Genomic DNA, 19,352 nt, shown 5'->3' with positions numbered 1-19,352 from the left:
CCAGCCATTAAAAATGGATGTTTAGCGGCCAGCCGGTTGCTTCCTTAAACTTTAATATCAGACCAACATGAAAAAATTGCAGGGTTTGCCCTTCCTGCGAGGGGCCTTACTACGCTATGCCCGGAAGGTAAGTGTGCTGCTGTCGTTTTTCCTGCTGATGGCAACCCTTGCCGCTACAGCCCAGGAAGAAGAAGCGGCAGCACGGAGCGTTCTCTCCCGTAAAGTATCCTACAAGGCTATCAATGCGCCACTAGGTAAAGTGCTGAAAGATCTCCGGAAAAAACTGGATTTACGTTTTACGTACAACAGTGAACTGATCAGCCGTCAACCCGCGGTGACCGTCAGTATAGAACAGGGAAGCCTGGAAGCATTGCTGAAACAGCTCCTGAAAAATACCGGCCTGCACTACAGCGTGGGCATGGGCGGCGTTATCATCTATGAAGATAAAACCGTAAATGTGGTGCCGGCCGATGCGAAAGTAACCGGCGTCATCGTCCGGGGCCAGGTGACCGACCCAAAAGGGGAGCCGCTTGGCGGCGTAAGTATCAAAGGGCTTGAATCAAAGCAGATGACGGTTACAAGAGCTGACGGGTTGTTTATGATTCTGGCCAAACCTAACGAACAGATCAACATGTCCCTGTTGGGCATGAAGCCGCTGGTATACCGCGTCAATCCCAATGAAACAGATATCATGAGCTTTAAGATGGACACCATCGCCCGTGATATACAGGAAGTAGTAGTGAACGGTTACCAGAAAATCGATCCCCGGTTATCCACCGGTTCCTATTATAAACTGAAGGCAGCAGATATCATCGAACCAGGCCAGCCTACAGTGGATAAAATGCTGCAGGGTAAAGTGCCCGGCATGATGGTGATCAACAATTCCGGCAGCGTGAACGCAAAACCCAATATGCGTATCCGTGGTACTTCCACACTCATGGGCAACACGCAGCCACTTTGGGTGATAGACGGCATGATACGCCCCGATCCGGTCGACGTTTCCAATGCCGTCCTGAACAATCTGGTTTCAGCCAATGGCAGCTCCGCCAATTTTGAACTGATGGGAAACGCTATCAGCGGCCTCAATCCTTACGATATTGAAAGCATCACCTTTCTGAAAGACGCTGCGGCCACCGCCATTTATGGTACCCGCGCGGCCAGTGGCGTTATCGTGGTCACCACCAAAAGAGGAAAGGAAGGCCCGATGCAGATATCCTATAACTCCAACTTTTCCTTTCGGGCAAGACCTTCCTATAGTGACTTCAACCTGATGAACTCTCAGGAGCGGGTGACCTTTTCCAAACAGATGCAGGAAGATCATGTGCTGTATAATGAACGGAACGCAGGCATGGAAGAGGAACTGACTTACGAAGGTTTACTCCGCGCGCTGTACGCCAGGCATATTACAGAAGCGCAATTCAAAGAAAAAGTAGCCACTATTGAAACCCGCAACACGGACTGGTTTAAAGTACTGTTCCGCAACCAGCTGAGTATGCAGCACTCCCTGAGCCTGAGCGGCGGTACGGCTAAAACTGTATACTACGCATCAGCATCTTATGCCGGTAACAATAGCGCTGCGAAAGAAGACGGCAATAAGGTATATGCCGGAAGTTTCAACCTGCGTTCGCAGGTAACCCGCCGCTTCACCCTGGATGTTACGCTGCAAAGCAGCTACCGCAAAGCCACCGGCTATTTCCAGGGCGTTAATCCGCTGAATTATGCCTTACAGACCAGCCGCGTCTTCAGCCCGGATGACTATTACCCCATGAAAGCAACTACGCAGACGGTGGACAATGTTCCGCTCAAGTTTTACGGGATTCCCCTGCGCATGAATATCCTGGATGAAATCGCCCGTTCTGAAAATAATTCCACCCAGTCTTCAACGAGCCTGAACCTGAACATGGATTACAGGATAGCGACAGGGCTGATATTCCGCAACTCCTCCAATATTATTACCGATGCGGCTGATGGTTTTGCCGCGGCGGATGAACAAACGTTCTATGTTTCCAACATACGCGGATGGGCATACGGAGATCTGCCAACACCTATGCAGAAAGCCTACAGCTACCTGCCATACGGCGGTATAGCTTACATGCAGAATCAACAGGCTCTGACCTGGGGACTGAGAAACAGCCTGGATTATACGAAAGGTTTTTTTAAGGAACGCGACCAGTTCAATGTCAGCCTGGGTAATGAAATACGCAGTACAAAGTCTAACGGAAACGTATCTACGGAACCAGGTTACTTTCCGGACCGCGGCAAAACTTTTTCGCCTGCACCCGTCAGCCGTACTAAGTTTTCCCGGAACGTGATCACCAGTGCGCTGGACAATTCAGTGTCTTTCTATGGCACGGCTGCCTATAGCCTCATGAACAGGTACATATTCAGCGCCACGGTCAGATCAGACGGTTCCAATCGTTTCGGGCAGTTTTCCAACAGCCGGTTCTTACCGAATTACAGCGTTTCCGGACGCTGGAACGCAGCCATGGAAAGCTGGTTTCCGGCTACTACCTTGCTGACCGATTGGCAGGTAAGGGCTTCCTACGGTACACAGGGCAACGTGGTAACGGCGGTAGGGCCAAACCTGATCGCCACCTATGCCAACCCCGACGAGCCCGATTATCTGACAGGCCTGCCCGTGCTAAGGATCAAGTCAATGCCTTATCCTGATTTAAGATGGGAGAAAACCTACCAATGGAACATCGGCACCAACTTCGCTATGTTTAATAACCGTCTTCGTGTGAACCTGGAGTTCTATTCCAAAAAATCCGTCGACGTGCTCGATAATATTCCCATCCCTTATGAATACGGCATGAACACCATGTACCGCAACGGCAGCACGCTGTACAACAGCGGATGGGACGCGATGATCGATATCAATGCCATCAGCCGGAAAAACACACAGCTCTCCTTTACCATTACTTCCAGTAAGGTCAAAAATCGTGTAGCCGACGCCGTTTTCCAGGACAATTTCTTTGCCTACCTGACGGGCAGCGGGCGCCTTGCCGGAAAACCTATCAGCAGCTTTTACTCTTATCAGTATACCGGCCTGGACCCGGCCACTGGTGTTCCCACCTTTGGTAAACTGAACGCTAAAACACCGTCCAGCAATCCAGACGACCTGCTGGTATATTCCGGACAGCTTTTCCCGGTCATATCCGGGGCTATTCAACCAGTGTTCCGGTATAAGTCATTTTCCCTGTCCGCCTCCTTTTTTGTAAGCCTGGGCAGCAGCAAACGAATGAATGATCCCTTCCGCAGCGCCTCAGATATGGTCGCCAACGGTGTGCCGGCGCCGAATGCCAATGTCTCCAGAGATTATCTCTACCGCTGGCGTAAACCTGGGGATGAAAAATATACGGACTTTCCTGTGCTGAGAGATCTGGGGAATGAATCACTGTTGAAGATTCCCTATAAGTACCCGCAGGCGCTGGACAATAGCCAGTCTCTCACCGTTGATCCATACACAGCCTATCGGATGTCTGACCTGAGGACGGTGAACAACAACTACATGCGCTGCAATGCCATCCGGCTGGGTTATGGTGTGCCAGCCAGCCACCTGGGCCGTACAGGTATTAAAAACCTGGCGCTGGGCGCCTCCATCAACAATGTGTTCACCATTGCCAACAGCAAGCTGCAGGGACAGGACCCGGAGATAGACGGCGTTGGTACCAGCGCATTGCCTTTGAGCCGGCAGTATACGCTGAGCATAAATGCATCTTTTTAATTCAAACAGTTAATTGAGTGAGATGAAGAAATTACTGGTCATCATAATAGTGACGTTGGGTATGACATCCTGTAAGAAGTTTTTACAGGAATACTCGCAAACAGACATCACGCCCAAAACCACCCGTGATTTTGGAAACCTGTTGTTCTCCGAAGGCTATCCCGGGCAGAGCGTATTCCTGCAGCCCTGGATGTGTTACCTGGACGACGATGTGCAATGCTATAGTGGTCCGGTCATGCAAGACCCCAGACCCGCGGTGGCGGCAGGTATTTTTCAGTGGCAACCGAATTTTGAACGCCTGTTGACCGCCGATGGGTATGGTTATAAAACCAATACCTGGGGCGAATATTACCGTCTGTTGCTGGGTGTCAACGTGACGCTTGGTGGCCTTGATAATTCAGTAGGGTCACAGGAGGAAAAAGACATTCTGAAAGGTCAGGCCTATACGTTGCGTGCCTTTTACCATTTTATGCTGGTAAATATTTACGCCAGGCCATACAATGACTCCACTACCACGCCGGACAAAAGCCCTGGCATACCAATACGTACCAGCGGCGACTTGTCCGAGGTTTTCGTGGCTCGTAATACGGTAAAGGAAGTATACGAACAGATCATCCGCGACCTGGAACAGGCAACACAGCTGTTGGACAAATACAAAAAAAGCACTGAAGCGTATCACATCTCCCATGTGGCGGCGCATTTGTTCGCCAGCAGGGTATATCTCTATATGGAAAACTGGGAAAAATGCATTGCCCATGCTGATGCTGTCCTGAAACAACGTTCACTGTTAATGAACCTCAACACCTGGGGAGATCCCGACCCGGACGCCCATCCGCTGGCAGGAATTAATAATGAAGAAACCATCTTCGCCTATGGTTCCCCGGTTGAACAACTGAACGCTCCCTTCACCACCGGTTATGAGGTGTCCTATAACCTTTTCCATGCTTTTGAAGACAATGACCTGCGTAAACAGATTGGTATCATGGTCCTGCCACCATTTATGAAGCAGTATGTCCCGGTTGAATTGGGACAACAGAAAATTGCCAATACCTATAAGTCGCAGGAAACTCATTTTGCCAATAGCTGGCGCGTGGCAGAAGCCTACCTCAATCGTGCAGAAGCATACATACAGCTTTATAAAACCAAAGGTGACGCCGGCGCGGCCGCACAGGCATTGACAAGCCTGAACACCCTCCGGTCTTACCGCATAGATATGACTTCCTTTAAGGCGTGGGACATCAGGCCTGCTAATGAACTGTTGACCATGTGCCGGGAGGAGCGCCGCAGGGAGCTTTTCCGGGAGGAGTTGCATCGATGGTTTGACCTCAGAAGATATGGCATGCCTACCATCGAGCATATTTACACGCCTGACCAAACCACTGTACAGGTGTTCCGGTTGGAAGCCCGCGACCCAATGTACGTGATGCCGATACCGGACGATGTGCTGAACCGTAATCCCGCCCTGGTGCAAAATCCGCTGTATTCCGGTACACGCAAGCCGCAATAGTATTTCCTAACGTTTAATGTGACTACTGATGAGAAGATATTACCTGCTACTGGCCTTTATCCTGATGACATTGATGGCCTGCCGCAAGGAAGCCATACTGACATCACCGGCTGAAGTACCCGGTTACACGCTGCCACAGGGCAATCATAGCTATGACGATTCCATCGTTCAGTTCTATAAAAAATACAACTGTTATATCCTGTACCGGTTTACCCATGCCGATTTCGCGTACAATTACACCAATATGAGGGAAGACAGCGCCTTTAATGCCAACCCGGCTTATATCGGTTACTCGCTTCGTTTTGTGTATGACCAGCTGATATTGCAGTACCCGGACACCTTCCTGCAGAAGACGCTGCCTTTTAAGATCCTGCTGGCATCCTATATCGGCAAAGGGCCGGAACGTGATGCCGCCGGTTTTGCCAGCACAGTCAGTACGCTTACCGTTGGGTGGGCCGACAGTACGTTGTTGAATAAAACGCCCGCAGAGACCAAACGGCTGCGTGGCCTGCTGCACCGGTTTTATATGGAGCGCGCCTACAGGGTTAAAGGGATTGATATTCCTTTGGCTTTCCAGGAACTGGTGCCTTTTGACTATACGACTTCCAATGAAGCCAACAAATACAGTATGGGCATAGTCGGGAAAGTCACGGGACAGTCCATGAACATCGTAACAGACTACCTCGATTATATTGAAATGATCACTTCCCATAGCAAAGCTGAACTAGAAGCTGCATTCTTTAATCCTTCAATAGATACCAAAGGGATGATCAAAAGGAAGTATGAAGTGATGATCAACTACTTTGCCAACACCTTTGGAACAGATCTGCAGGCCGTTGGCGACAGGCCCTGATGTTGTTATTTAGACGATATTTTTTAACCGATTCAGATGAAATTATTATCTCGCAAAAATAGTCCATGGCTGTTGATGGCTTGCGCGTTGTCTGCCAGCTATACCACTCACGCCCAGGCGCCGGCTGATACCGCTGCATGGCCGGCTTACCGGAAAGACGTGATAGCCGCTGTTTTTAATAAAATCAATAAAAGCCATTTCGCTCCCAGGCAACTGGACGATGCCTACGCCGCCGATGTATGGAAACGTTATATGGCTACGCTGGACCCTAACCGGTGTATCTTTTTACAGGAAGACATTCAACAACTGTCGGCCTTTCAATCCACTATCGACGATGAAATAAAATCATCCGGCACCGGCTTTTTTGATGCAGCGATGGCGATCTATACCCAACGGATACACGAAGTACAGGCGCTGTGTGAGCAGACACTGGCCAAACCCTTTGACTTTACGGTGAAGGAAACGGTGCTGGCTGAACGAAAAAATGCGCCTTATCCGGCCGGTAAAAAAGAACAGGCCGATCTGTGGCGCAAACTGCTCAAATACCATACGCTCCGTAACTATATGGAGATGCAGGACTCCGCTGCCAAAGGGAAGCCGGACGCTCCCCTGGAAGCCAAAGCCCGTGAGAAAGTAGGGAAGTGGTATGCTGATTTCTTCCGCCAGAACACCCGCGGCCAGGCAATAAACGATAAGTTCTTCCAGTACGTAGGAGATGCTGCCATGGAGGTAGATCCGCATACCATGTATACTGCTCCCCAGGCGCTGACGCTTAATGATATGCTCAACAAACGCTACTTCGGCCTGGGTATTGAGCTGGGTGTAAAGGAAGCCGATTTTTTTGTGAAACGGATGCTGCCCGGCGGCTCGGCTTATCGCAGTGGTGAAGTAAAAGAGAATGACTTCATCCTGGCCATCTCTGATCATCAGGGACAGATGAAGGATATCGCAGGCGTGCCGCCAACAGAAGTGGCTGCCATGATACGCGGCGAAAAAGGCACCCCGGTGAAACTGCGCCTGAAGCAACCCGGCGCCCAGCCGCGCAATGTGACGGTCACCCGGGAAGAAATCATTGACAAGGAAAACAGGGCCAAAAGCGCTGTGATAGAGCGTGACGGCAAACGGTTCGGATACATCTGGCTGCCGGTATTTTATACTGATGATACCCCTACCAAACAAAACGGCGCCTGTAACGATGTGGCGCGCGAAGTGGAAAAACTGAAACAGGAAGAAGTAGAAGGCATCGTGATGGACTTGCGGGGCAACGGCGGCGGCGCACTCGACGAAGTCGTGAGAATGGGCTACTGCTTTGTTCCGGAAGGACCTATGAGCTGGCTTCGTGGCAAGGATAAGGTGGACCGATATAACTCGCCCGCCACACCACCCCTCTACGATGGGCCGCTCACCGTGCTGGTAGACGAAGGCAGCGCTTCCGCCTCTGAAATATTTGCGGCCGCCATGCAGGACCGCAAACGCGCACTGGTCATCGGTACCAGCTCCACTTTCGGGAAAGGGACTGCACAGACCAACGTAAACCTCGGGAAAATGGGCGACCCCGCCAAAGGCACCGCCGATATCAGCTACGGCAGCATGCGATTGACAGTGCAGAAATTCTACCGCGTCACCGGAGAGTCCACCCAGCTCAAAGGCGTAAGGCCCGATATCGTGCTGCAGGACAGGATGAGCCGGGAGTCTGTTATGGAAAAGGACTATCCTTCCGCCATGGTATGTGATACGATGAAACTGTTGCCTTTTACGCCGGAGACATTCACTTTCGATTTTAACAAGGTTGTGGAAACAGCCCGCAAAAGAGTAACGAAGGAATCCGCCTTTGTCGCTGTGGCGGCCGGCGCCCAACAACTGGAACAGCTCAATAGCCGAGCTGTGGCACTGGACCTTCCATCTTTTTACCAGCGCTATACGCAGACAGCACGGCTGGAGCAACAGATTAAAGATGCGAAGCAGGGCAGTGGCGAAAATATACTTCGTGTAACCCTGCCCGTTGACAGGTCCGTTCACCCGTCCCTGTTAAAAGCGGATAACAGTCCCGCCACTACGGAGTTCCTCCGGAAAACAGCGAAGGACATCTACCTGGCTGAAACCGTAAAAATCATGGAAGACATGGTTGGCAATAAAATATCTCAATAATCAAATTAAAAAAATGTTATCAGGATTCACCCTTTCCGCCATTCAGGGTGCCTGATATATAAACGAATCCATTATGAAAAAAATACTCTTTTCCTTATTGTTAAGCGCAGGAGCATATGGCGCCTACGCACAGGAGGTCGTCATCACGGCCAAACTGGACAAAGCGCCTAACGATACGCTTGTACAGCTGTTCGAGCCCTATACCGGCGAATTTGACACGGTGCGGATCGTCAATCACAGCTTTACTATCAAAAGGCCGATGCCGAAGGGTGGAAGTATTTATGTGCTGGCGATAGGCAAGCAGGGCGAAAAAGGAGCTACCCTCCTTTACCTGGAAAGCGGAAAAATACATATCTCCGGCAAGGGGCCGTATTTCGAAAATGCCAGGTATAGTGGAGACGTCTGGGTAAAAGAATGGCAGGAAATGATGGCACTCATGGACCCGGAAAAAGGGGACGGCAAAAAACAAAATGAGCTGATGGAAAGCATCAATAAAGCCATGAAAGTGGGCGACGAAGATGCCTCTGAAAAATACAGTAAAGAATACAAGGTGGTGACCGAACGTCTGCAGAACGCTTACCGTAACTGGATCAAGCAACATCCTAACTCCGGTGTTTCTGCTTATGCGGCCACTGTTTTCTTTAATGGACAAAAAGAATTTGATGAAATCCTCGCCGGCCTGGGAGAACATGCTATTGCGTCCCGCATCATGCAGCGCCGCCTTCATCCCGGAAAAGTAGATCCGTCTCCGATGACTCTCAAATTTGGCGAACCGGGAGAAGCGCAGGGCACGCTGGGCAAAGTAAAAGTTGGTGACATGGCGCCCACGTTCAGTGTTCCCGACGCCAACGGTAAAATGGTGTCCCTGGCCGATTTCAAAGGCAAGTACGTGTTCCTGGATTTCTGGGCCAGCTGGTGCGGTCCCTGCAAACCACAGATACCTTACCTGAAAGCGGCCAATGATAAATACAAAGACAAAAACTTCTCTATGATAGCCGTTTCCCTGGACTCGAAAAAAGAAGCATGGGTAAACGCCGTAGAGAAACATGGTATCAACTGGACCAACGTATGCAGCATGAAAGGCTGGGCCGATGAAACCATCGCGTCTTATGGCGCCAGCTATATTCCTTTTAATGTGCTGATAGGACCAGACGGTAAAGTGCTTGCAATGGGCCTGTATGGAGAAGACGTAGAGAAAAAGCTGGCTGAAATCATTAAATAACCTGTCCTATGAAATATATCCCGCTACTGGTTTTATGGTTGTTGCCCCTGTTCAGCTTCGCTGGTGACGGCTTCGTCATCCGCGGCAAAATAACAGGGGTGGCCAATGGTAGTGTGGCCATCCTGGAACGTACCGGGGAAAGTAACAACGACTGGCCCCGCGTACGTATCGAGAACGGGCAGTTCACCTACTCCGGTAAAATAGACCACCCGCGACTGGTGTTGCTGAAGATAAGCACCAAAAAGGTGGAGGTGTTCCTTGAAAATGCAGACTACACCATGGAATGCAGTTTTGATTCTCTTACCGGCAGCAGCGTCAGAGGCGGCAGTTACAACGACCAGTGGCAGCAGTACATCACCAGCGGCATCCCGCCAATGAAGTACTTTGCGGAACATCCCAAAGAGGAGATTGCGCCCTGGATTGCCAACCGGTACGCCCTGAAATACGATGAAGCCAAAACCGCTTATGCGCAACTCACACCGCAAGGTAAAAATACACCCGAAGGCAAAGCCCTGGCAGAACGGATAGAAACCTACCGGAAAATAGAAGCCCGTTCACCTCTGCCTGCGTTCATGACGGAAGACCCCACAGGCAAGCCGGTATCACTGAACGACCTGAAGGGCAAGGTAGTCGTACTGGATTTCTGGGCCTCCTGGTGCGCGCCCTGCCGCGCCTATGTGCCTACATTGCGGGAACACTACAATCGATATAAGGACAAAGGCGTCGTGTTTGTAAGCGTGTCAGTGGACGACGATAAAGACAAATGGAAAAAAGCCATGGACGAGCTGCACATGGAATGGATGCAGGTACTCGCCGCCGGCGGTTTTAAAGAAGAAACAGGTGTCAGGAAACTGTTTAACATCACCGGCATACCACACCTGATGATCGTGGACAAAGACGGCCGTATTGCCGTATCGATGGACTACTACCAGCGGCAGCATTTCGATGCTGTGATGGAGAAGTTAATACAGTAATTAGTGATCAACCCATATGCAAAGGCTGGCCTCAAAAGGGCCGGCCTTTTTGTTTCCCAGGGCTGAAGCCCTGGGAAACGTTGTGAGTCAGGTTCATTCAGCGCCATTCATACTTTACTACATGGACCTCATTGTAACCCAGGGCTTCAGCCCTGGGTCGTTCTACTGAATGAACTGCATTTCACAAAGCGTTTTATATAATCCTTCTTCATTGCTGATCAGTTCATGATGGGTGCCTTCTTCCACGATGGCGCCTTTATCAATGACGATGATCTTGTCGGCCTGCCGGATGGTGGCGAGGCGGTGTGCGATGACGATAGCGGTGCGTCCTTCCATGAGTTTGTTCAGCGCGTCCTGTACCAGTTTTTCCGATTCTGCGTCCAGTGCGGAAGTGGCTTCGTCGAGAATAAGGATGCGGGGCGCTTTCAGTACGGCGCGGGCGATGGCGATACGCTGGCGTTGTCCGCCGGAGAGCTGTATGCCGCGTTCTCCCACGAGTGTTTGTAATCCCAGCGGCATCTGTTGAATGAATTCCCAGGCGTTGGCCTGTTGCGCGGCGGCGATGATCTCGGCTTCGGTGGCGTCTTGTTTGCCGTAGGCGATATTTTCCGCGATGGTGCCGCCAAAGAGGAATACGTCCTGTGGCACGGTGGCTATCTGCGACCGGAGCGCAGACAAAGGGAAGCTGCTGCTGTCTTTCTGGTCAAATAGTATATGCCCTCCCGTAGGATCGTAGATACGTAACAGTAAGGACACGATGGTGCTTTTGCCGGCGCCGCTGGGACCTATTAATGCCACCGTCTGATTGGCCTGGGCCTGAAAGGAGAGGTTTTTCAGTACCGGCGTGTCTTCGCGGCCGGGATAACGGAAAGACACATGGCGGAAACTGATATAGCCGTGCAGGGTATGTTCGGGTGCTACGCGGGTGACCGGCGTCAGCGGTTCTGCCGGTTCATCGAGGATGTCGAAGAGGTTTTCCGTGGCGCCGAGGCTTTTCTGCAGGGAGGCATATACTTCTGCCAGTCCGCCGATGGAGCTGCCAATAAAAACAGAGTATAATACAAAGGAGAACAGTTGACCGGTGTCCAGCCCGATGAGTGCTCCGCGCCAGATAACGGCCACCAGTGCGCCAAAGATGCCTGCTATGATAAAAGAGGAGAGGGCTGCCCTGTATTTGCCGTTCTGGATGCCGATGTTGGCGGCTTCGTTGGTCCTTTCCCGGTAGCGTTTCATTTCCGTGAATTCACTCGCGAATGCTTTTACGCTGAAAATGCCCTGTAATGTTTCTTCCACGATGGTGCCGGAAGCGGCCACCTGGTCCTGTACTTTCCGTGAAAACTGCCGGATGAAACGGCCGAAGACGACGGCAACCAGCACCATGACCGGCATAATGGCCAGCATAAAAATGGTCAGGTGGATGGAGGTCAGCATCAGGAAAGCGATGCCGCCAATGATGATGACCAGCTGCCGTATAAACTCAGCGATGGTATTGGTGAACGTTTCCTGCAGCAGGGAAATGTCTGCGGATATTCTGCTGTTCAGTTCTCCTACCCGGCGGGTGAGGAAAAACTGCATGGGTAATTTTACCAGATGGTTGTAGACTGTCTGCCGCAATGTGGCCAGGGTTCTTTCGGCCACTCTTACAAATATCAGTGTTCTGAAAAATGAACTGATGGCCTGAATGGTTAGGATAGCTATCAATAATAATCCGGCTTCATTTATAGCAGAAGCAGCCTGCGGTTGTTTGGCGGCGTTGATCAGTCGTCCCAGTAATTCAGGGAAGGCCAGGCCTGCCAGGCTGGTGGTGACCAGGAAAAGCATGCCCGCTGAAAACAGGGCGCGGTGAGGCCGCAATAACCGTAACATGCGCAGCATTCGTTTAGGCCTGACAGTAACACGGTCACCATTGTTGATGGTTGTTGAGGGGAGTTGCATGAACTAATTTTGGATGGCTATAAAAAGGGTTTTAAGGTGCGTTGACAATAGCATGATTGTATGCTGCTGCAACAAAACTTCGGTGGCATAAGATTTAGCAGCCAACGGCAAGTTAAATATAAAATGATTTACGGCAATGGAAAAAAGCCGGAAAAAAAGTCGTCAGTCGTACTGATAATATTAAATGATTGTTAACAACGGCGTTCTGCCTCCAAAACCTTACTGTGGCAGGATTTCCATGCATCCTTTTACTGAATTCACATTTCACCGGAATACTTTTTCCGGGCTGCATTGTTTTTTTCTATTGCGCCTATAGCGCACCTGATAATTTTTTTTGCTGAATAAAATATGTTTGCTAAATTCGGGCCACTGATAAGGACGATAGAAGTGTTAATTATTGTACAACGATAAAAAAAGTAGTTAACGGACCCTCAAATAATCAAATTTTCCTTAAATGTTTTCAATGACTGAGACAAGGGATTAAGCATTAAGCACAAACTAATACTATCCGGAAAATTCTGAGACATCCAAGGTGGTGTTTTATGTTAACTTATTAAGTCGTTTAAAACAACTATTTTATTTTTTTATTTAATGTGAAGGATCTGGATTCACGCTAGCGACAGCTATGCCCGCCAATGAGCCGCAGGGCTTCAGAAAGGGGCGTGTGGGCCATGTCTGGAAGGAAAAGCCTATTGCTTTATTAGCATCCTTTAGAAAATACCCTCAATGAGCATTTCCGTTAATGGCTGGTATGTGGTGTATACCAAGCCTCGTCACGAAAAAAAGGTTGCCGCTTTTTTGTCAACTTTGAATATTGTCAACTTTTTACCTACAGCCAGAATTTTACGCGCGTGGAAAGACCGAAAAAAATACATCGACGCTCCTTTATTTCCTTCTTACCTCTTTATTTATCTGGAGGACCTGGAAACCTATTATAAGGTGCTAAGCCTGGAGGCGGTGTTATACTATGTAAAGACAGGAAAAGAAGTGGTGAAAGTGAAAGAAGATGTCATACATAGTATCCGGCTGATTACCCAACAGCCGGACAACATCGATATTGAGGTGTCGGATGATTATTTTCAGCCCGGAAAACAACTCATGATCAAAGATGGAATGTTATCCGGTCTCGTTTGTGAAGTAGTGGAAGTAAAGGGAGAACAGAAGTTCCTGGTTAGGGTTAACCTGCTGCAGAAGAATATTCTGGTTGCCGTATCTGCTGAATACCTCGATTCAATTGCTGTGTAAGCGGCAGGCCATTGTTATGCCAAGCATGGCCGGCGTGGAAACCCTGGCTCGTCCAATTTCAGCAGGAAGGCTCCCCTCTGCTGCAAGGCTTCGTCTGCCTGTAATTTCCCTGGTATGAAGCGTGAATAGACAAAACATCATCTGTTACTTACAGATGACGGCTGTCGTCATTCTCTTATAGTTGAGATACCGGTCCCCCTGGTCCCGGACAGGGTGTCCTGTGCCTATATTTTTTGACAACGTGGAAATTTTGACACATGGAGAAAATCAATCTTTTCTGTCTGCCCTTTGCCGGAGGTAGTAAATATTCCTACCGGCTGTATGAAGAACACCTGCCATCTTTCCTGAACCTTATCCCGCTGGAATATCCCGGCAGAGGTACGCGGATGAGTGAGCCCCTGAAAGAAGATATACGGCAGTTGGTGCATGATCTCTACCTGCAGGTGGAGAACAAACTCGACAGAGCGCCTTACGCGATTTACGGACACAGTATGGGCGGATTGCTTTGTTACCTGCTGGCCCGCAAAATCAGGGAAGAAGGCCGCATGCCGCCACTGCACCTTTTTATCACCGGTACTTCAGGTCCCGCCGCACTGTCCAGAACAGAGAAAAAAAGACACCTGCTGGATAAGAAGTCATTCATCGAAGAAATCCGTAACCTTAACGGAAGCCCGGATGAAATATTGCAAAATGACGAACTGCTGGATTTTATAGAACCTATTTTAAGGGCCGATTTTAAAGTGTCGGAAAACTATGCCCACACCAGACAGGAACCGCTGGACGTGCCCGTTACCGTTATCACTGGCACCAGAGAGGACATGAAGCCCGAAGATATCCGCCTGTGGCAACAGGAAGCCAGGAACCCCGTAGACTTCCGCCGTATGCCCGGCCACCACTTCTTTATCTTCAAATACCCCTACGAGATCGTCAGCATCATCGCCAAAAAATTACTTGTACATCACAAATCATATCAATTATGAGCGACAAAAAAGTATATCTGAAGCCTAACGTAGTACTCGAACCATTGTATGACAGGTGGTATGCCTGGAGCCATCTTATCTCTCCGGCAACAGCCGCCATGAACACCATTGCCCGCCACCTCACCATCATGGATTCTTATCTCGATGACCCCGCTATCCACGCGGAAGCGGTACTGAATCCGAAAATGAAAGGCGGCCCGTTCATGGACTTCAACGGTGAAAGGGTTGCGGAAGTGAAGGCCCTGAAAGAGGATATCCTGAAACGCCAACACCGTACCATCGAATTTGCAAAGGCCAGCAAGGAACTGGACAAAATACTGGCTGCGGAAGCGAAAGGGTTCGGACTGGAACCACTATACGAAAAAGTCCCCGACATCCTCAAAGGATATGTTGAACTGTACTATGACCGCAACAACAACGCAGACTACCGCCTGTTTGAGTCCCTGTTGTATAAAAGCGAATTCTATAACAAAGAAGCCCAGAGCATCGCGCTGTGGATCACCAATAACGACCACCGGCCGTTCTGTCTCAGTACGCCGCGCCTCGATGAACCAGATGTGCTGCACCTCAATATTCCCTTCGATCACCCCGGCATCGATGCTATCAGCCGCATGAAAAGAAATGCACGCTCCCTGTCTGAAATCAAAGCCATCTTTGGTATCACACCCGAACAGGAAGCCCTCTTTGATACCTTCTTCACGGAAACACCACCGCCACCGTATAAACGTTATACCGGCGATAAAATCCGTATGCGCTACTTCGGTCACGCCTGTATCCTCGTGGAAACAAAAGACGTGAGCATCCTGGTAGACCCGCTGATCAGCTACTACGGATATGAAAGCAGCATCGACCACTTCTCCGACGCTGACCTGCCGGATGTGATCGACTATGTGCTGATCACCCATAACCACCAGGACCACATCCTGTTTGAAACATTGCTGCCCCTGCGCCATAAAATCAAAAACCTGATCGTGCCGCGTACTTCCAGCGGTAAACTGGAAGATCCGGACCTGAAACTGATGTTCAACAATATCGGCTTCAAGAATGTGGTGGCAGTAGACCCGATGGAAACCATCGAGTTTGTGGACACCGTTATCACCGGTCTGCCTTTCACCGGCGAACACTGTGATATGAACATCCTCACCAAATCCTGCTTCCTGGTGCAGATCAGCGGCTTCAAACTGCTGTTCCTCGCCGACTCCAGGATCGTGGAATCCGCCCTCTACAGACATATCCACAACCAGATCGGTGACGTGGACGTATTGTTCCTGGGCATGGAATGCGACGGCGCTCCGCTTACCTGGCTGTATGGCCCGCTGCTGACCAAAAAGATCACCCGCGATCAGGACAGCAGCCGCAGGCTCGCCGGTTCCGACTGCCCGAAAGGCATGGCGCTGGTGAATATCTTCAAACCCAAGGAAGCTTACGTATATGCAATGGGGATGGAGCCATGGCTGGAATTTATCAGCAGCATCGTATACACCGATGAGTCTAATCCCATCATCCAGTCCAACAAACTGGTGAAGGAATGTGAGGCGAAAGGTATCATCGCTGAACGTCTATATGGAGAAAAAGAGCTCCTGTACAACAGAAAAGAAGCCCTGGTGGCAGAAGAACAATAATGCCGGCCCTTTCTGATTGTTTGTTTATTATGCTCCTTTTTCTTCCCTGAACACCATTAGTCTGCCAACTATCTGTTACCTGCATCCACCCCGGATGCAGGTATACCCCTCTTTTTATAATAAATATTCTAACATGTTACAACAGCTAGAAAAGTTGTCTGCTTTCATAGGCAATACGCCCCTCATTTCCCTCCGGAATACAGACACCCCCTTGTGGGCCAAACTGGAATATAACAATTTCTCCGGCAGCTCTAAAGACCGCGCGGGCTACAGCATTATCTATCACGGCATCAAGGCCGGTCATATTAACCAGGACACTACGATTATCGCTTCCAGCTCTGGTAACCTCGCTATCGCGGTGGCTTCCATCTGTAAGATGCTCGACCTTAAATTTATTCCCGTTATAGATCCGAATATCAACAGTGCCTATGAATCACTGTTGAACCTCTTGTCTTACAAAGTAGTGAAGATCACCGAACGTGATCATACCGGCGGTTACCTGCTTACCCGTATTGATACGGTGAACAAGCTGCACGAGACTATTGATAACTCCTTCATCGCCGATCAGTATGGTGATCCCAATAATTACAAAGGGTACTACGGGTTGACGAAAGAAATCCTGGCCTGTCCTGAGCCGATCGATTATGTGTTTGTGGCGGTAAGCTCCAGCGGCGCCATCACCGGCATTTCCAGCAGTATCAAAGCAGAACGCCCGGACATTAAAATAATCGGTGTGGACGTGGAAGGCTCTGTTATCTTCAACGCTCCGCCTGTAAAGAGGTACATCTCCGGTATCGGTGCCAGCCAGGTGCCGCCTATCATCAAAAATGCATTGATAGATGATGTGGTGATCCTCTCACAAACGGATATCGTTAAAGGTTGCCTGGAGCTGCTCAACGAGCAGGTGCTCTTTGCCGGCGCTTCTTCCGGCGCGGTATATCTCGCTGCCAAAAATTATTTCCGTCAGCAGTCCTTCGATACGCCGCCTAATTCGCTGCTCGTTTTTCCGGACAAAGGCCACTCTTACCTGGACACTATCTATAACCCGGAATGGGCCGCACAGCTGGCGCATAAGCTACAATCTGCCACCATCGCTTAAAACAACTATATATGCTTTATCTGAATGCCGACCATATCCGTGAAATCGGTATCCAATGGGACGAACTGACGAATGTGATCAGTGAGGCTACTGCTGCGTTGCACCAGCAGGATTATTCGCAGCCGATCAAACCGTATTTACGTTACGGAGACCCGCAAAACCGTATTATCGCTATGCCTGCATATGTAGGCGGACAGGCGCCCCTGGCCGGTATCAAATGGATAGCCAGCTTCCCGGGCAATATCTACCAGAACAAATTAAGAGCGCATTCAGTGACCATTCTTAATGAACATGATTCAGGGATACCACTGTGCGTCATCAATACCGCCACTATCAGCGGCATCCGTACGGCGGCCGTTTCCGGCGTGATACTGAAAAAGTACCTCGCCTCCAGGAAGGAAGATAAGCAGTTTACCGTAGGTATTATCGGCTTTGGGCCTATTGGCAGAATGCATCTCAACATGGTCACTGCTATACTGGGAGATCGTCTCGACAGGGTTTTATTATACGATATCAATGGGGTAGACCTGACAGCCGTGGACCCTGCCGTGAAAGATAAGGTTGCAGTGGCCACCTCCTGGCAGGAGTGTTATACGCCGGCCGATATTTTTATTACCTGCACCGTGTCATCTGCGCCGTATGTAGACCTGCCGCCGGTAAAATCATCCCTGCAGCTGAACGTGTCGCTGCGCGACTATAAAGTGGAAATGGTGCGTCATATGGACGTAGTGGTGGTAGACGACTGGGAGGAAGTCTGTCGCCAGAACACCGATATCGAAAACATGCATAAAATCATGGGCCTCGAAAAAGGGGACACATTATCTATCGCCGATGTGGTCTGTAAAGACGCATTGAAAGACCAGGAGGGCGTAGTGATGTTCAACCCGATGGGCATGGCCATTTATGACATCGCCGTTGGCGGACATTATTATCAGCAGGCCATCAGCCGCAAAGTAGGCATGATGATGCCTGATTGACCGCCCTGTATTGTTAACCCCGCAGACATTCATGTGCAACCCTATTTGAACGGCGTTCATGGCGCCGTTCCCTCAAAATAACAGAGCTATGCCACTGCAACAACTACCGCTGCATCCTGTGCAGCATGAGCTGATTACACTGTTGGCTGAACAGGCAGCACGCGTTCCTGACGCGATAGCGCTCCGGTATGAAGGTACAGAAGTGACTTATCGCGTATTACACGAACGCTCCAATCAGCTGGCCCATTACCTGCAACGCAGGGGCGTGAAGGCCAATAAGCTGGTCCCGGTATGTGTAGAACGTTCGGTAAACATGCTGGTGGCCATTCTGGGTATTTTTAAAGCCGGTGCGGCTTATGTGCCTGTAGACCCTGAATGCCCGGAAGAAGATATCCGTTGCCTGCTGGAAGATACCGGCGCTTATGTGATGATCAGCAGCAGCTACGCCCGCAGAAACATCCCCAGGGACATAGCCGTCAGCGTGATTCTGCTGGACCATGTGCCGGATATTTTCAGTAATGAGCCCGTCAGCGCCCCGGGGCATATACCGCAGCCTGACGATGCCGCCTGCATGCTATATGCTTCCGGCACCGACGGCCGCCCCAAAGGGACTGTGATGACGTATAAAGGCCTGCTTCATCTCCTTCTGGACAGGACCACGGAGCTCAGTATCCATGAGTATTCGGTGATAGCCTTCACCGCGCCATTTACCTCAGCGGCAGCTATATGGCAAATGTTAGCTGCGCTTCTCAGCGGCGGTACTACCGTTATCTATCCCCACCATCTGATGCATAACGCTGCAGCCTTTATCCGGACAGTCGACCGCCATGCCGTGACCATCCTGGAGCTGGGGCCTTCCCACCTCGCCACCGTGCTCGGGGAAAATACCGGCGCTACCCTGAAACACCTGGAATACCTGTTGGTGAAAGGGGAGACGGTAAGCGGCCAACTGCTGGAGCAGTGGTCCGCCCATCCTGCATATGGCCGAATCCCCGTAGTCAACGCCTACGGCCCCGGAAAGAACACCGTATTGTGATACAAAATATTCCATCCAGCAATTTTT

General features: G+C 50.2%; 13 protein-coding genes. 12 read left to right on the top strand and 1 reads right to left on the bottom strand.

The window, feature by feature from the left end; all coding sequences use genetic code 11:
• Positions 1-67: 67 nt before the first annotated feature.
• The 6 genes from ACTJJS_RS29425 to ACTJJS_RS29400 all read left to right on the top strand — a co-directional run bounded on the left by ACTJJS_RS29425 (position 68) and on the right by ACTJJS_RS29400 (position 10,431).
• Positions 68-3,727 carry a SusC/RagA family TonB-linked outer membrane protein gene (locus ACTJJS_RS29425; RefSeq protein ID WP_440667194.1) on the top strand — a complete coding sequence of 1,220 codons (3,660 nt, stop codon included), beginning with the start codon at positions 68-70 and terminating at the stop codon, positions 3,725-3,727.
• Between the two features lie 22 nt (positions 3,728-3,749).
• A complete protein-coding gene (locus ACTJJS_RS29420; protein ID WP_440667192.1) occupies positions 3,750-5,234 on the top strand; it encodes a RagB/SusD family nutrient uptake outer membrane protein in 1,485 nt (494 codons plus the stop codon).
• A 28-nt stretch (positions 5,235-5,262) separates the two neighbouring features.
• Positions 5,263-6,087, top strand: coding sequence for a hypothetical protein (locus tag ACTJJS_RS29415; protein ID WP_440667190.1), 825 nt, complete (start codon positions 5,263-5,265; stop codon positions 6,085-6,087).
• 36 nt (positions 6,088-6,123) lie between these two features.
• The gene (locus ACTJJS_RS29410; protein ID WP_440667188.1) at positions 6,124-8,235 is read left to right on the top strand and encodes a carboxy terminal-processing peptidase; all 2,112 of its coding nucleotides are present in this window, start codon (positions 6,124-6,126) and stop codon (positions 8,233-8,235) included.
• A gap of 73 nt (positions 8,236-8,308) precedes the next feature.
• On the top strand, positions 8,309-9,457 hold the full coding sequence (locus tag ACTJJS_RS29405; RefSeq protein ID WP_440667186.1) for a redoxin family protein: 1,149 nt from the start codon (positions 8,309-8,311) through the stop codon (positions 9,455-9,457).
• Positions 9,458-9,465: 8 nt separating this feature from the next.
• Positions 9,466-10,431, top strand: coding sequence for a thioredoxin-like domain-containing protein (locus ACTJJS_RS29400; protein ID WP_440667184.1), 966 nt, complete (start codon positions 9,466-9,468; stop codon positions 10,429-10,431).
• Positions 10,432-10,593: 162 nt separating this feature from the next.
• Here the strand turns inward: ACTJJS_RS29400 and ACTJJS_RS29395 are convergent, their stop codons facing one another.
• Positions 10,594-12,366, bottom strand: coding sequence for an ABC transporter ATP-binding protein (locus tag ACTJJS_RS29395; RefSeq protein ID WP_440667183.1), 1,773 nt, complete (start codon positions 12,364-12,366; stop codon positions 10,594-10,596).
• Between the two features lie 726 nt (positions 12,367-13,092).
• Here ACTJJS_RS29395 and ACTJJS_RS29390 point away from each other — a divergent pair.
• From ACTJJS_RS29390 to ACTJJS_RS29365, 6 genes are all read left to right on the top strand, one after another.
• A complete protein-coding gene (locus tag ACTJJS_RS29390) occupies positions 13,093-13,611 on the top strand; it encodes a UpxY family transcription antiterminator (protein ID WP_168873643.1) in 519 nt (172 codons plus the stop codon).
• A 257-nt stretch (positions 13,612-13,868) separates the two neighbouring features.
• Positions 13,869-14,591, top strand: a complete 723-nt coding sequence (locus ACTJJS_RS29385; RefSeq protein WP_168873644.1) for a thioesterase II family protein — start codon at positions 13,869-13,871, stop codon at positions 14,589-14,591.
• Positions 14,588-16,213, top strand: a complete 1,626-nt coding sequence (locus ACTJJS_RS29380) for an MBL fold metallo-hydrolase (RefSeq protein ID WP_168873645.1) — start codon at positions 14,588-14,590, stop codon at positions 16,211-16,213. Before ACTJJS_RS29385 ends, ACTJJS_RS29380 begins: the two co-directional genes overlap by 4 nt.
• 133 nt (positions 16,214-16,346) lie before the next feature.
• Positions 16,347-17,312, top strand: coding sequence for a pyridoxal-phosphate dependent enzyme (locus ACTJJS_RS29375; RefSeq protein WP_440667180.1), 966 nt, complete (start codon positions 16,347-16,349; stop codon positions 17,310-17,312).
• Positions 17,313-17,323: 11 nt separating this feature from the next.
• A complete protein-coding gene (locus tag ACTJJS_RS29370) occupies positions 17,324-18,289 on the top strand; it encodes a 2,3-diaminopropionate biosynthesis protein SbnB (protein WP_440667178.1) in 966 nt (321 codons plus the stop codon).
• 88 nt (positions 18,290-18,377) lie between these two features.
• A complete protein-coding gene (locus ACTJJS_RS29365) occupies positions 18,378-19,325 on the top strand; it encodes an AMP-binding protein (protein ID WP_440667176.1) in 948 nt (315 codons plus the stop codon).
• The last annotated feature ends 27 nt before the right edge of the window (positions 19,326-19,352 follow it).

The organism is Chitinophaga sp. 22308 (genome assembly GCF_052045305.1).
GTDB classification, from domain to species: domain Bacteria; phylum Bacteroidota; class Bacteroidia; order Chitinophagales; family Chitinophagaceae; genus Chitinophaga; species Chitinophaga varians_A.
The sequence above is the reverse complement of the archived record's forward strand: the minus strand, read 5'-3'. Positions and strand labels throughout refer to the sequence as shown.